At 34.6% G+C, this 16,143-nt stretch carries 10 protein-coding genes; 3 read left to right on the top strand and 7 right to left on the bottom strand.

The annotated features are described in order from the left end of the window. Nucleotide 1 precedes the first annotated feature (1 nt). Both M0214_RS11770 and M0214_RS11765 read left to right on the top strand, forming a co-directional pair. Nucleotides 2-2,557 (top strand): circularly permuted type 2 ATP-grasp protein, encoded by a 2,556-nt coding sequence (locus M0214_RS11770; RefSeq protein ID WP_248722760.1) that lies wholly within the window; start codon nt 2-4, stop codon nt 2,555-2,557. After that, complete coding sequence (locus M0214_RS11765) at nt 2,558-3,448, top strand: transglutaminase family protein (RefSeq protein ID WP_248722759.1); 891 nt, start codon at nt 2,558-2,560, stop codon at nt 3,446-3,448. A 47-nt stretch (nt 3,449-3,495) separates the two neighbouring features. On the opposite strand, the gene M0214_RS11760 is transcribed toward M0214_RS11765, so the two are convergent. From M0214_RS11760 to M0214_RS11735, 6 genes are all read right to left on the bottom strand, one after another. Continuing rightward, complete coding sequence (locus M0214_RS11760) at nt 3,496-5,628, bottom strand: pyrroloquinoline quinone-dependent dehydrogenase (RefSeq protein ID WP_248722758.1); 2,133 nt, start codon at nt 5,626-5,628, stop codon at nt 3,496-3,498. A 28-nt stretch (nt 5,629-5,656) separates the two neighbouring features. Next, nucleotides 5,657-6,880, bottom strand: a complete 1,224-nt coding sequence (locus M0214_RS11755; RefSeq protein WP_248722757.1) for an ATP-binding cassette domain-containing protein — start codon at nt 6,878-6,880, stop codon at nt 5,657-5,659. A gap of 3 nt (nt 6,881-6,883) precedes the next feature. Next, nucleotides 6,884-7,747, bottom strand: coding sequence for an N-acetylglucosamine kinase (locus M0214_RS11750; RefSeq protein ID WP_248722756.1), 864 nt, complete (start codon nt 7,745-7,747; stop codon nt 6,884-6,886). A 79-nt stretch (nt 7,748-7,826) separates the two neighbouring features. Further along, entirely contained in the window at nt 7,827-8,834 is a 1,008-nt protein-coding gene (gene gap / locus M0214_RS11745) for a type I glyceraldehyde-3-phosphate dehydrogenase (RefSeq protein WP_248722755.1), read from the bottom strand. Nucleotides 8,835-8,852: 18 nt separating this feature from the next. Then, the gene (gene pfkA / locus M0214_RS11740; protein ID WP_248722754.1) at nt 8,853-9,839 is read right to left on the bottom strand and encodes a 6-phosphofructokinase; all 987 of its coding nucleotides are present in this window, start codon (nt 9,837-9,839) and stop codon (nt 8,853-8,855) included. A gap of 156 nt (nt 9,840-9,995) precedes the next feature. Next, the gene (locus tag M0214_RS11735; RefSeq protein WP_248722753.1) at nt 9,996-14,366 is read right to left on the bottom strand and encodes a translocation/assembly module TamB domain-containing protein; all 4,371 of its coding nucleotides are present in this window, start codon (nt 14,364-14,366) and stop codon (nt 9,996-9,998) included. 172 nt (nt 14,367-14,538) lie between these two features. Here M0214_RS11735 and tsaD point away from each other — a divergent pair, with 172 nt between their 5' ends. After that, nucleotides 14,539-15,564 (top strand): tRNA (adenosine(37)-N6)-threonylcarbamoyltransferase complex transferase subunit TsaD, encoded by a 1,026-nt coding sequence (gene tsaD / locus M0214_RS11730; protein WP_248722752.1) that lies wholly within the window; start codon nt 14,539-14,541, stop codon nt 15,562-15,564. A gap of 383 nt (nt 15,565-15,947) precedes the next feature. Here tsaD and M0214_RS11725 read toward each other — a convergent pair whose 3' ends face one another. Next, nucleotides 15,948-16,142, bottom strand: a complete 195-nt coding sequence (locus M0214_RS11725; RefSeq protein WP_248722751.1) for a hypothetical protein — start codon at nt 16,140-16,142, stop codon at nt 15,948-15,950. Nucleotide 16,143 lies beyond the last annotated feature (1 nt).

The following is a 16,143-nucleotide window of genomic DNA, read 5'->3' as shown; positions in this document are numbered from 1 at the left end:
CATGCATTCTAACATACTATTTCAAAACTATTTCTCCGATTTCAAAGACTACGATGAAGTTTTGAAATCCGATTTATCCATTAATCCTAATTGGGGAAAATTACTTAAAAATTTAACCCAATACGGAAACCAAGGATTAATTGATAAACAAAACGAAATTAATTGGCTTTTAGAAGAGAATGGTGTTACATACAATGTTTATAATGACCCGAAAGGAATGCAACGCTCATGGCGATTAAACATTGTTCCCTTTTTAGTTCATCAAAATGAATGGGTAACTATAGAACGTGGTATTACCCAAAGAGCCGAATTATTAAACCTTATTTTAAATGATATCTACGGTAAGCACGAGCTTATTAATAATGGCATTATTCCTCCAGAAGTTATTTATGGACATAGAGGATTTTTAAGACAGTGTGACCAAATTCAGTACAAAACTGCAAAACAATTATTAATATATGCTGCAGATTTAGCACGTGGACCTGACGGCCGTATGTGGGTTGTTAACGACAGAACACAGGCTCCTTCAGGTATGGGATATGCCTTAGAAAACAGATACTCTTTGAGTAAAATGATGCCCAATCTGTTTAAGGATATTAATATTAAACAGCCTACCCAGTTCTTTTCGGAGTTTAATCAAATGTTAATTGATTCGGCGCCAAATAACGTCATAAACCCTAATATTGTTATTTTAACACCAGGGCCCTTAAACGAAACATATTTTGACCATGCCTATATGGCATCTTTCCTAGGATATCCGCTAGTTACCGGAAATGACCTTGTAGTTAGAAATGGAAAAGTATGGATGAAAACCCTGAAAGCTCTTAAGCAAGTTGATGTTATTCTAAAACGTGTTGACGATGCCTTCATGGACCCTCTAGAGTTAAGAGAAGATTCATATTTAGGAGTTGCCGGTTTACTAGAAGTAGTAAGAAACAATCAGGTTGCTATTGTCAATCCCATTGGTGCTGGCGTTCTTGAAAACTCCGGTTTAATACCTTTTATGAATGGTATTTGTAATTATTTCTTCAACGAAGACTTAATATTGCCACAAATTGCTTCCTGGTGGTGCGGACAAGAAAGGGAACGCAATCATGTTCTCAATAATATGAGAGAATTTGTAATTAAAAATATCGACCGCTCAAATAGAGAATATCTTCATTTTTGTGAATTTTTAGATGACGCATCGCTAAGTACATTAAAAGATGAAATACTGCTAAATCCATATAAGTTTGTGGCCCAAGAAAAAATTTCGTTTTCAACGGCACCAGATTTTTTGAATGGTACTTTAGAACCCAGAAAAGTGATGTGTAGAACATTTGCCATCGCAAATAACAGTACTTACAGCGTAATGCCAGGTGGTTTGGTAAGAGTAGCCGCAGAAAGGGAAAACTTGTTTGTATCTAATCAACGAGGAGGTATAAGTAAAGATTTTTGGATTATCTCTGATGAGTTTCAATACAATATTCAAAGTTATTCTTGGAATGATAACAGCAGAATATCGGTATCAGACATTAATCATTTGCCAAGTAATACGGCCGAAAACCTGTATTGGTCTGGAAGGTATTTAGGTAGAGCTCTCACAACTGCTCGTTATTTGCGTATGGTTTTAAACCGAATGAATAACGAACAATATAACAACCAAAATGCCGAATCTAGAAGTTTGGTTTATCTGTATAAATCCGTAACTAATATTACCTCTACGTTTCCAGGATTTGTTGGTAAAAATTCAGAAAAAACGTTACAAGACCCAATAGAAGAGATTTTGTCTTTACTTTTAGATGAAAACCGAATTGGTAGTTTTGCTCAGACCCTTTCAAGTTTTAATCATGCTTACTATTCTTTACGAAACTTATGGTCCAGAGATATGTGGCGTGTATTTGATAGCATAAAAAAATTATGGGATAAATTTAAAGAGAACGAAACCCGTTCTATTCCAGACCTCACAAAACTACTTGATCGTGTTATAACTAGACTCATAGCGTTTATGGGGCTTATTGAAGAAAGTATACTAGTAAGCCAAGGACTTTTATTATATTTTATAGGTTTGCAAACCGAACAAGCCATGATGCATATTGCAAAATTAAGAGCACTTTTGGTTTTTAATTATTCTGAACAGTTACAGTATGAAATTCTAGAATCATTTTTAACAAGTCATGAAAGTCTAAATATTTATAGGTACAGCTATCGTTCTTATTTAAGTGTGGAAAATGTGATTCGTTTAGTTATGCTTGATGCCGAATATACCAAATCTCTAACCTACCAATTTAAACGTATTCAAAAAGACATACAAAAGCTTCCACAACTTGAAGCTAATTCATCGGTAAACAACTACTATAGCACGTATATTTCTGAGGCTATTAAAATTATAGAAAACCTAGATATTATCAAGTTACTAGAATTAAATGGAACAGAAACTTTGCGTCAAAATCTTGATGAGGTTTTATCAGAACTTAGTAATTTATTACACAAAAGTAGCATTGCACTATCTGATACTTATTTTAATCATGCTTACCAACAAAAACAATTGGTTAATCAAAACTTTCCATTGGCTTAAATGATTTATCAAGTTTTACATACTACCACATACAATTATGAGCATGGAGTGTCATTTTGCCATAATATAGCCACTCTTAAGCCTAAAGATGTTGTGGGACAAAAGTTACTAGATTATCATTTAGATATTAATCCCATTCCAGAAGAAATTTCGGAGAAAATTGATTTTTTCGGAAATATCATTACAAGATTTTCAATTCAAAAACAACATTCAAAATTAAAAGTTACCGCTAAGAGTAAAATTTTAAAAGAGGCTCATAATATTCCTAGTATTTATAACAATCCTGATGCCCAAAAAATCACATTACAACAAGCATTATTGCATTTAAAAAGTAATTCTTCTGAAGTACGTCATATCAAACAATTTTGTTTAGAATCTGTTTTAGTGGCTAATATAACATCTAATATTAAAGATTATGCCGAAGTTTCATTCAAACCAAATAGATCAATTTTTGAAGCGGCTTTTGAATTAATGCAGCGTATTTATACAGATTTTGAATTTAATCCTGAAGTTACAAATGTAGCCACACCCATTCATGAAGTCATGATAATAAAAAAGGGAGTTTGTCAAGATTTTGCCCAAATAGCCATTGCCTGTGTGCGTTCTATTGGTTTACCTGCCCGCTATGTTAGTGGGTATATAGAAACTATACCACCTCCAGGCAAAGAAAAACTTATTGGAACAGATGCTTCTCATGCTTGGTTTTCAATATTTATACCATATTTTGGGTGGGTAGATTTTGACCCCACAAACAACCAAATACCATCAAATCAACACATAATAATTTCTCATGGTAGAGATTATTACGATGTTCCTCCATTAAAAGGTGTTATTTATAGTACTGGAAAAAATAAAATGAAAGTATCCGTAGATATTAGACCCATAGAGTAATATTTATAGTTTATTTAAAAATTCTTCCCGCTTTTTATGTTGGCTAACTAATTTAAAGAGAATGCCACAATCTTGTTTCCAATAGGAGCCCCAAGCTTTTCACCTCCGCAGGCTATAGCTATGTATTGCTTGCCATCAACCTGATACATAGCTGGAGTAGCAAAAGCAGGCGCAGGCAATTTATATTCCCATAATAAGGCTCCTGTAAACTTGTTAAACGCTCTAAAGTAACCATCTTTTGTTGCGCCAATAAACAGCAAACCATTTTCAGTAACTACAGGGCCACCATAATTCTCACATCCCGTTTGAGGATATCCTTGTGCTTTTAATTCTGGTGTATCCCCTAAAACAATTGACCAAACGAAATCGCCTGTATTCAAATTAATTGCGTGCATGGTTCCCCAAGGCGGTGAAATAGCAGGTCTTCCCTTGCTATCTAAAAAGCGTTTATAGCCAGCGTATTTATAAGCTAACGGATAAATTTTTTTAGGATTCTTAGGCATAATGGTATCGGGTTCATCAAACAAAAAATGCATTAAAGCTTCCTTTTCTTTAGGTGTAATCTGAGGAAATCCAGTCATCATACCTTTTCCAGATTTTATTAATAGAGCTACCTCATTTTTAGATTTTTTATTTTTTAAGTCTATTAAGGAAGGAAAGCCACTTTGAACTGCACCACTTCTATCTTTTTGATGACAGGTCACACAATACTGAATATAGGTTTGTTTGCCTAAAGGATAATTTTTTACCGTAGTATCATTCTCCTTCATTTGAATAACCCAAGGTGCCTCTTGGGAGTTTATATAAACAATCCCCTCTTCGGGGTCTGCAGCAGTTCCGCCCCACTCTGCAGCACCATCCAACCCAGGAAAGAGAATCATTGGGTCTAGACTTGGTGGTGCATATAACCTTTTATCCGATTGTTTTAAAAGTTCTAAAAAAGCTTCCCTATTTTCGGCATACGGACTTATGTCATCATCGGTTAATTCAGTTGATTGTCTTGCAAAAGGTTTTGGCTTTACCGGAATGGGTTGTGTTTTCGAAGCTTCCTCTCCATATAACGTGGAAGCTGGTACTGGTACCTCTTCAATATCAAACAAAGGCTCTCCAGTAACACGATTAAACACATATACATAACCCTGTTTTGTGGACTGCGAAACCGCTGGTAGTTTTTTACCATTTCTTGTAATGGTAATTAAATTTGGTGGTGTTGGTGGGTCTCTATCCCATAAGTCATGATGCACCATTTGAAAATGCCAAAGCCGCTTTCCCGTATTAACATCCAAGGCCAAAAGGCAATCGGTATATAGATTGTCTCCTTTACGAATACCGCCATAGAAATCTGGAGCAGCCGAACCTGTAGGAATGTAAATGATACCACGTTCTTCATCTAAAGCCATTCCGCTCCAATTATTTCCTGCACCAATCAACGGATTTATATGAGAATTCTGGTCTTCCCATGTTTCAACACCTTCCTCCGAAGGCAAAGGTATAGTATTAAAAGTCCATTCTAAATCACCTGTGATAACATTAAAGGCCATAATGTTTCCAGGAAGTGCCCCAATGTCTTCAGGAACACGAATGGGCATGACAATAATATCTTTGTATACGGTACCCGGCGTATTGGATACAAGAAAACTTCCCTTAGCAATTTCACCTAAACCACTGCTTAGGTTAACTTTTCCGTTATCCCCAAAGCTCTCAATAGACTTTCCTGTTAATGCGTTAAGTGCGTAAAGGTAAGGGCCTGAAGTATATAATATGCGTTTGTCATCGTCTTTCTCCCAATAGGCAACCCCTCTACTGGTTGATGCTCTTAATTTTAAAGAATCACCAAATCTCCAAATTTCCTTTCCCGTTGCAGCGTGTAAAGCAATAGCTCTAAGCCTAGAAGTAACCCCATATAAAATAGTATCAATAATAATGGGGTTCATTTGCATTTGTCCGAAATCTGACGACTCGTAGGTCCAAGCTACTTTTAAATCGGTAACATTATCTAGTGTGATTTCTGATAACGTAGAATACTGATTTCTGTCTGGCCCACCTTGATATGACCTCCAAGTGTTATAATCTTTAGGTTGAGAAACAGAATCTTGTTGACAATTAAAGATGGATAAGAAGGCCAAAAAAAGAGCCAGGTGAAAAGCATTGCGCATGGACTGGTTAAAATGTGGATTCATCAGTTTAAATATAATGAATCTAACACGATTATTTTACAACCCTTCCAATAGAACCTTTTTCATTAGGAATAAGCTCATATATGTAATCTGGTGCTAGCCCAACTTCATGACGATGGGAAACATATAAAATAGCAGTATCAGTTTCTTGGGCAATTTTATTCACTAGTGTAGAAAACAGCTTTGCATCAACATCATCTAAACCGTTTGTAGGTTCATCTAAAATTAAAAGTGGAGGTTGTTTAACCATAGCTCTAGCAATGAGCACCAAACGCTTATGTCCTTCGGAAAGTGTAGTAAAACTATTATTCCTAATACTGCTCATTTGCAGTACCTTTAACCATTCCTGTGCTATTTTAATTTGAACTTCGGTTGGAAACTTATAGAGTCCGATAGAATCATAAAACCCAGAAATAATCATATTTTCTATGGAATCTCTTCGTTTAAATCCAATTAGCATATCTGAAGAAAAAAAACCAATGTGTTTTTTGATATCCCAAACGCTCTCTCCACTACCCTTTTTCATATCAAAAAGCACCATATCTTGCATAAACCCTTTTGGATTATCACCAGATATTAAGTTCAAAATAGTGCTTTTACCAGAACCATTAGGTCCCATAAGTTGCCAAAATTCTCCTGGTTTAATATCCCAATTTATGTTTTGCAGTATAGGGCGGTCTTCATAACTCAAGTTAATGTTGCGCAACCTTATTAGCTCTGAAAAGCTAAAACCTTCGTTGGCTTGCCTTTGTGGTAATTTATGCGTAAAATATGATTTTACTGTGGCATCGTTTTTAACATCTGTTTTAAACTTCGTCCATTTTGTACCATCAAATTGCAATCTATTCCCAATGAATTCTAGAACATCACGTTTTCTATTACATATTTGAATTATCAATGTGCTATTACTCAATTCCAGCAAAGCTGTTTTAATAGTTTTTTGTGTGTTTACATCTAAACTATCAAAAACATTATCTACAATAATACAATTTGGTTTTTGGGCAATAATATGCTTCAATAAAGCCTTTCTACGTTCGCCTTGCGATGCATGTTGAAGTTTCTTTTGGGAAAGGGTCGACAAAGCACTTTTGCCATGTCTGCGCTCTTCAGATATTAATTTATCTATGGTTATATCTGAAAAGAGGATATATTCACCCAAATCGATTTCAGGTAATAATTCCCCTGAAACTAGACTTTTTATTAACTTGGGCTTATTGTGCTTATTCGAAATGTAAAGTGCCGTGTGAGGTCTCAATAATTACTCAAGGTTTTTTATGTGGAAAGGTACCAAACCGTCTATAGGTCTTCTAACAAAGTTACCTACTTTAAACCCCATTTCTTCTGCTACTTCCTTAATCTCGTTTTGGGAGAAAAAAGCGATAGACCCAGCAAAATGAACCGGAACAGTTTTTAATTCTTCCTTAAATTGCATAATCATATTCTTTGCAAAAAGCCTAACACCATTTTTTATTAAATCTATGGTATATTGAGAATCTTTTTGTAAGAACATAAACTCTGCAAAATTTGCTAAATAAGCGTTTGGGTTAGGCTGTTTATAAATATTATACTTTATATAATCGGCGTCCAAGTTATATTTAGTTTCAAAAGCAATTTTAATATTTTCAGGCATGTTATTAAAATAATAATCACGAAGTAATTGTTTGCCAAAATAATTCCCCGAGGCATCATCCATGACAATGTAGCCTAGAGACTGTACTTCCTGGTGTAACTTAGTGCCATCATAATAACTACAGTTAGAACCAGTTCCTAAAATACATACAACAGCAGCCTCCTTATCATGATTAATCGCTCCATAAACAGCTGCAAGGGTATCTTCCTCTACAGATATTTTTGCCGTATTAAATACTTGAGACAAGGCTTCAAACACCATTTCCTTGCCACGGTCTGTACCACAACCTGCTCCATAAAAAAACACATGAGTAACACTTTCTTTATGTTCCTTTAAATCGGGGTGTTTTTTAACTATTTTAACCATTTTCTCTTCGGAAATAATTTCTGGATTTAAACCCTTTGTGCGTATTTTTTCCAGAAGTTTATTCCCGTCTTTATCTACTGCCAACCAATCTGACTTTGTAGAACCACTATCAACAATTAAAATCATAAATTCAAAGATAAAAAAACTCCACAGTCTTAAATGTTAAACACTTAATACACTGTGGAGTATTATAATTATTATTAATTTATTTTACAGATGCAATGTATTGAGCTAGGTCAACTAATTTAGTTGAGTAACCAAACTCATTGTCGTACCAAGATACTAACTTAAAGAAGTTATCATTTAATGCAATACTTGAACCTGCATCAAATACACTTGTTAAAGGTTCTGAAACGAAATCTTGAGAAACAACTGCTTCTTCGGTGTATCCTAACACACCTGCTAATTCGTTTTCAGAAGCTGATTTTAAAGCAGCTTTTACGTCATCCCAAGATGCAGACTTTTCAGTTCTTACAGTTAAATCAACAACAGATACATCTGGAGTTGGTACTCTAAATGCCATACCTGTTAATTTTCCGTTTAATTCAGGAATTACCTTACCTACAGCTTTAGCAGCACCAGTAGATGAAGGAATGATATTAGCTAAAGCACTTCTACCACCTCTCCAGTCTTTCTTAGAAGGACCATCTACAGTCATTTGAGTTGCTGTAGTAGCGTGAACTGTAGTCATTAAACCTTCAACGATACCGAAGTTATCATCGATAACTTTAGCTAAAGGCGCTAAACAGTTAGTTGTACAAGACGCGTTAGAAACGATTGTATCGGCAGCAGTAATTTTTTCATTATTAACTCCCATTACAAACATTGGAGCATCTGCAGAAGGAGCAGAAATAGCCACTTTCTTAGCACCAGCAGTAATATGAGCTTGTGCTTTATCTAAAGTTGTGAATATACCAGTACAATCTAAAACAACTTCTGCACCAACAGCATCCCATTTTAAATCTTCTGGGTTACGCTCTGCAGTAATTCTAATTTCGTTTCCGTTTACTACTAAGTTTCCATCTTTAACATCCACAGTACCGTTAAATCTACCGTGAACAGAATCATATTTTAATAAATATGCTAAATGCTCAACATCTAACAAGTCATTGATTCCTACTACTTCAATATCATTAGGTCTAGAAGCTGCTACTCTAAAAGCAATTCTACCAATTCTACCAAATCCGTTAATTCCAATTTTTAATTTTGACATATCTAAGATTAATTAGTGTTATGTGCTCATGATGTCTGAGACACGTAATAATTCTAAATTTATTTTTGTTTTTCCTTTAATGGCATTTTCTAATGGTGTTAATTCCATTTTCCCGTTAAGTAATCCAACCATATAGTTGCTCTCTCCGTTTAATAAAGACTCTACAGCTTTAACGCCCATTCTACTTGCTAAAACCCTATCGAAACAAGATGGAGCGCCACCACGTTGCATGTGTCCTAGTACAGAAACACGCACGTCGTAACCTTCCATATTCTCATCAACATACTCCTTTAATTGGAAGATATTCTTACCTATCTTATCCCCTTCTGCAACAACAACAATACTGGATGTTTTTCCTGAGGTTCTACTCTTGTTTAATGATTCTACAAGCCTATCTAACCCTAAATCTTCCTCTGGGATTAAGATTTCTTCAGCACCACCAGCAATTCCGCAATTTAAGGCAATATGACCAACATCGCGTCCCATAACTTCAATAAAAAACAATCTGTTATGTGAACTCGCTGTATCGCGTATTTTATCTATGGCATCTACTACTGTATTTAAGGCAGTATCAAAGCCTAGAGTGTGTGAGGTTCCAACAATATCATTATCGATAGTTCCCGGAATACCCATTACAGGAAAACCAAATTCCTGATTAAAAACCAATGCACCTGTAAACGAACCATCTCCTCCAATTACTACAAGTCCATCTATACCTTCCTTCTTTATATTTTCGTAGGCCTTTTGTCTACCTTCTACAGTTCTAAATTCTTTGGAACGTGCCGACTTAAGCATTGTTCCTCCTTTGTTTATAATTCCCCTAACGCTACGAGCATTTAAAGTGGTAAAATCACCTTCAATCATACCTTCATATCCTCGATAAACCCCAATACATTCAACGCCATGATACGCACATGTTCTTACCACAGATCGTACTGCCGCATTCATGCCCGGAGAATCGCCACCTGAAGTCAATACTGCTATTTTTTTCATTCCGCTTTGCATATCTTTAATTTGAAGGTAAAATTACTAAACAAAAACAATATAATCATAGCTTTTATGCCATTTTAATGCATACTCAGCACTATAACGTTTTAGTAAATACATATTTTGTTATCGCTCTAGAAATGAAAATAATAAGCATCAAAAAATAGTCCTTTTTTAAGGTTGCTTATTGGATTTATGTGATATAAAATCCGGTAGCGAAGACGCAGTACTATTTTGGTCTTTTTCCTCTTCTATATCTTTAGCTTTTTCTTTCTTTTTAAAAAGGTTTTGTAGAAGTTCTTTAAAGGTATCGAAGTCCACATTATAAGACAGACCAATACCTTGGGTATAACCAATAGCTTCACCAAAATTTCTTATGCTATTTTCACGGTTGAAAACCTTAGCAATTAATGTTCCTTCCTCGTTTAGTAAAAAATCTATTTGAACATCACCAGCTACAACAGTATTGGCCGCATCTGCTCCTCCAATAGGAACAGCTAGATTACCATTAATTAACACCCTGTCACTTATCTGGGTTTGTAAAGTTACCCCAACACGATCATTGGTTTGGTAATCTGGGCGGTTTTGTCCTGGGTCGTAATTCACTCCAAAATTAAGCCTCCCATCGCCGTTAGAAAATATGTTATTAATAATACCATTAAGCCGTTCGGCAATAGTACCTGAAAAATTCAACTCATCTAAACCACCTGCAAAAGACCCTGTAGATACTAGATATAGTGCTTGATTTTCAACTTCATCAGGTGAATCCAATCTATATTGAAGCTCTGATTTTACAGCCGAATTTACATTAGGGAATTCAAAACTAAACTCTGGAACCGGCTGTTGTAGTTCCCCTGTAAGGGCTATATTTAACTCTACTGGAATACTTCTGTTAATGGGATTATCTAATAATGGAGATGGATTGGCCTGTGTTTTATAAATGGCCAACATATCTATTTGAGCCTTTAGAGGGTCACCTTCCCAGTTAATAGTCCCTCCAGGTTGCACTACAAACTGCTTTTGAACCAATCCTCCATAAGCAAAATTGTAAATTCCTTTAAACACCGAGAAATCCCCCCACATATCAAACTTACCGTTGGTGTTTATTCCTACCAATATACCTCCTCTACCACTACCTTTTAGTGAATGCCCAGTATTTTTATCTATAATGATTTCTAAATCGGCATCTTCAGTAATATCGATTTCAAAATCTAATTCTAAGCCCTGAATATCCTGAAAAACAATTTCTTCGCCCTTTTCTTTCGCTTCCTTTTCTTTTTTACTTAAAAAGCGGATAAATGTATTATCGCCAAAAGACTCTGTATCGTTTAAAGGTATTTTAAATATAGTGCCAGGTTTAGTCTCTGCAGTAACATCTATTCTTAGTTGATCCGTAGGTCCTTTTATATTGGCTTCTCCTCCCATAAAACCTGTTCCGTAATAAGGAGTTTCCCCATCATCCTGTGTATCTAAGATTAAGAGACGGTTGGTATCAATTCCCAAATCCATACTCCAATCTGAAAGGTTTACATGACTCAGCGAACCGTTAAGCAATCCAGTAGAATTGTACTTGGTATCTGTAAGCTGAATATTGTTGAATACAAAACTCTGCTCTTGTAATGTTACTGTGCTATTATTAGAAAAACCATAATCTACGTTTAAATAAGGTATGCCAAAACCTCCTTCCTTTAAATTGAGTTTCCCTTCTATACTTGGCCTTGTAAGACTACCTATTATATTGGCATTACCATCTACATTTCCCCTAATATTAGAAAGTACATCGTACAATAACGGATTTAGAGGTTCTAAATTAAAATCGTTAAAAGTAAGATCTACATCAATTTCTGATTGTTTATCAACAACACTTATACCTCCCTTGGCAGCAAAAGATTTTGAAACATCATTTTTAATAGTAGCATTTACATCGTAATAGGTGAGGTTTTCATTTCCTTTAATATCGGCATCTAAATCGCCTAGTGGAAACTTGTTGATTTTAAAGTCGTTTATAACAATAGTTGAATTAGGTAGATAGCTACCATTTTTCTGAAGAATATCCAGTTTCCCATTTACGCGTCCGGCCATGGACAAACTATCTATATCGGGTATAATCTTTGCCAGGCTTACATTCTTGAAATTTAATTTAATATCTTTTTGAGTGGAGTCCTTTAGGAAACCGGACAATCTGACTTCTTCGTTTTTGTGGTTTATCTTAAAGGCATCTAAGTTGAACTTCGTTAAAGCTTTATCGAAAGATAATTTATTAAACCTATCGTTCTTTTCATTAACAGACCATGTTCTATCCTTAATCGTAAAATCTGATTTTTTGAAACCAATTACAGATTCCTTAGCTGTATTAATAGTATGATAAAAACTAAGGTTATAGCTATCGTTGTTTCGTTTTCCTCCAGTAAACTCAGATCGCATAAATAACGTGTCGTTTACCGTAACATTGATTAAATTGAACTTAGAGACATTATAAAACTTTGTGTTCAAACTGTCTATTTCCACATAGGTATTAAAAAGCGGATTGCTATTATCTACCTGCAGCTCAATATTATTGGCAAAATAATCATACACCTTAATTTGCGGCGATTTAAAAGTGAGTTTAAACTGCGCTTCATCACTTTCTACGCGCCCCCTAATAAATGTGTTTTTACCTAATTCTATTTCTGGAAATATAACCTCGGCAATCTTATTGTAAATTTTAAAATTGAAATCGATACTCTGGTTTGTAGTTACTTCGTGAGGTATGTAGTTTGTATAAATGTAACCCAAGGAGTTTTCAAATAATTTCTTTAAATCTTTAAATAGAAAGTTCCCTTTTAGGCTCCCCTCAACAATATCTGGAGATTTAAAGTCTATATACCTTATATTATCCTTAAACCTTGAAGTAATATCAAAAGTCTTGAAATAATAGTCGTCGTGTTCATTTTTGTACGTAGTGTTACTAAAAGAAATACGCCCCACAGCATCATCAGCACTACTGCTATTCATATTCATTTTAACTCTACTTCTAAAAATTGAAATACTATCCTTTTTTATGAAATTCAAAATATTTAAATCGGCATAATCTACTTTGGCCTCGAAATCGTATTTCCTGATATCTTCCGAAAAATCTACCAATCCATTAAAATTAAACTGAAGATTACGGTCGTTTACTATTAGGTTCCCATCAAAAATTTTATTTCTTACATTTCCGGCAACTTTTATACCCCTATAATTATAATTGTTGTAGACGACTTCAAAAATATCCCCTTTTACTTGGGTATTTAAATTTTCAGAAACAAAACCATTTCCATTCACATCAAAATTTAAAGAACCAACACCAACTTTAGGATCATTCAAGAAAATACCAAAATCAAAGTTTTCAAAAACAATTTTTCCTTTATACGAAGCATTATCAATATCGTTTACTTTGGTAATCTCCAGATTAGAATCCACAAAACCTATTTCGGTATCTATTTTAATATCTGCAGTTACATCTGCCGATGTAATTTGAGTATTACCAGTAATGGCAAATCTTCCTAATCTTTCAAAAGACGATGGAATAGCATCGCCTAAAACATTTGGTAGTAAGGACTTTAAATCGGTGTAAGTAGATGTTAGATTGGTAAAATCGCCATCCATGTAAAAGTTATTCTCTTCCTTATTGAAGAGGTTTTCAAATAAAAAATCGCCTTTTATCTTGGTGTTTAGGCTCGTTCTTAAATTAAGAGACTTTGCTTGTAGTTTGTTCAAAGTTCCCGATAAATCCACATCAAAACGTGCTCGCTGATTCGCTCCAAATTCGTTGTAAATTATATTCAGTTCATCAAGTAAAACACTAGAATCTTTAAAATTGGCCTCTACCCTTACTTTATCTGTAAAGAATTGCAAATCTTCTCGCTTGTAAAAAAACTTCAACCCACCCTTTAATTCAGACTCTGGTGTTTTTATTTTCAAATCATCGAACGTCATTCCCGTTAGCGTATATTTAAAATTGGTGGTCATGTTTTTAACAGATAAACCACGACTATCTAAAAACGAAAGTGTATTGATTCGTGCACTTACATCACTCCCTTTAATGAGGAAATTGGTAGCATTGATATTCAAGTTACTAAAATCCAAACGTTTGGCTGTCTCCCTATTCTCATCTACGAGTTTAAAAACACCATCGTAAATTGAGACATCACTGGAAGACAACAAAAAGCTACCATCGCCTTTTTTTGGGTTTTCTCCTTCTAGTTTAGCAACAAATATATCTAGGTTAGTGTCACGAGAACCTTTGTAAGTTTTAATGTTAAAAAATAACCCCATAATATCCACATCACCAAACGTTAACCTGTTGTTGTAGAAATTACTGAAGTTTAAGATAGAAGTGTTTAATTCGTTAATACTTATCAACGTATCTTTTTTATAGTCTTCAATAAATATTTGCTTGAACTCTACATCGCCGTTAAATTGAAGCCCAACTTTTTCAATATTAATGTTAGTACCAAACTCCTTATTTATTTTTTTGGTGGCATAATTTCCAAGACCAGTTTGAACCGATGGAATAGACAACACTAACACCAAAATGATGAACAGAAGCAGTAAAATTCCTGCTATTTTGGATACTATTTTAACTCCTTTTTTGATAGCCCTAAAATTATTGATATTATTGAGAATAAACTACATTTGTACTTACGAATAAACAGATGTTTTCAGACGTTTATTCACAATTGAGTTCACAACTACTATGCCTAATTTACAAAACGTATATATCCTTGGAATAGAATCTTCGTGCGATGACACTGCGGCTTCTGTAATTTGTAACGGTGAAATTTTAAGCAATGTTGTTGCTAGTCAAAAAATTCATGAGGAATACGGCGGTGTGGTCCCCGAATTAGCTTCTAGGGCGCATCAACAAAACATCGTTCCTGTGGTGCATCAAGCTATTAAAAAAGCAGGAATAAATAAAGAAGATTTAAATGCGGTAGCCTTTACCCGAGGCCCCGGGTTAATGGGTAGTTTACTGGTAGGTACGTCCTTTGCGAAATCTTTGGCCTACGGACTTAATATTCCTTTAATTGATGTTAACCACATGCAAGGGCATATATTGGCACACTTTATAGAAGAAGTAGGTTTTAAAAAGCCACCATTTCCTTTTTTGGCTATGACTATTTCTGGTGGTCATACACAAATTGTAAAGGTGAACCATTACTTTGATATGAAAGTTATTGGGGAAACGATAGACGATGCTGTTGGCGAGGCTTTTGATAAAAGCGGAAAAATCCTAGGACTTGGCTATCCTGCTGGTCCTGAAATTGATAAAAGGGCTAAATTAGGTAATCCAAAAGCGTTTAAGTTTTCTAAACCGAAAGTTGACGGACTTAATTTTAGTTTTTCAGGACTAAAAACAGCCATTCTTTATTTTGTACAACGCGAAACGAAGGCAAACCCAAAGTTTGTTGAAGACAACCTGAATGATATTTGTGCCTCTATTCAATATACCATTATTGGCATTTTAATAGATAAGCTGAAAAAAGCCACTAAAGAAACAGGGATTAAACATATTGCCATTGGTGGTGGTGTTTCGGCTAATTCTGGTATCAGGCAAGCCTTAAAAGATGGAGAACAAAAATTTGGCTGGACAACTTATATACCTAAATTTGAATATACCACCGATAATGCAGCCATGATAGCTATTGTGGGGTATTTAAAGTATTTGGAAGGGTATTCTACTGAACAAAATGTTATGGCCTCGGCTAGGCTTAAAATATAGTTGGCAGTGTTCAGCAGGCAGTAGGCAGTCGCAGTAAGCAATAGCGGCGTCATTGTGAGCGAGGCACGAGCGTAACAATCTGTAATTAAAAAGTTTTCTACACTTTTTATAAAAGTTAATAATGATAACAGCACTTTACGCCTTTGTGCGATAAAAATATTATTAAGAGTTTAAATGAGTGAAATTAAACTACATATCTATTTTTGGTTGATTGCTTTAACTAGCTTTATTTTCGCGATTACTAATTTTAACTCTGATGCTGCTCTAGATATAAATGTACACGATACTTATTATATTATCCCATTTTTCCATCTAATATTACTACTATCAATTGTTTTAGCATTTACAGGGTTTATCTATTATTTACATTTTAAATTTAATATTTACCTATTTAAAACATTATCAAAAATCCATCTCGTTGGTACAGCTGTCATATTTGTAGTACTGATACTGGGGTTTATATATTTTAAAATCAAGCCTTCCAACCCTAGTTTTCCTCTTTTTGATGATTTGTCATACGAAATAATATTATACAGTTTATCCTTTTTAGTTTTTAGTGTCTTAAAAATTATTTTCATT

Origin of the sequence: Seonamhaeicola sp. ML3, from assembly GCF_023273855.1 — a bacterium.
In the GTDB taxonomy this organism is placed as follows: Bacteria; Bacteroidota; Bacteroidia; order Flavobacteriales; family Flavobacteriaceae; genus Seonamhaeicola.
Note: the sequence above shows the minus strand (reverse complement) of the source record. Positions and strands in the feature narration are given on the sequence as shown.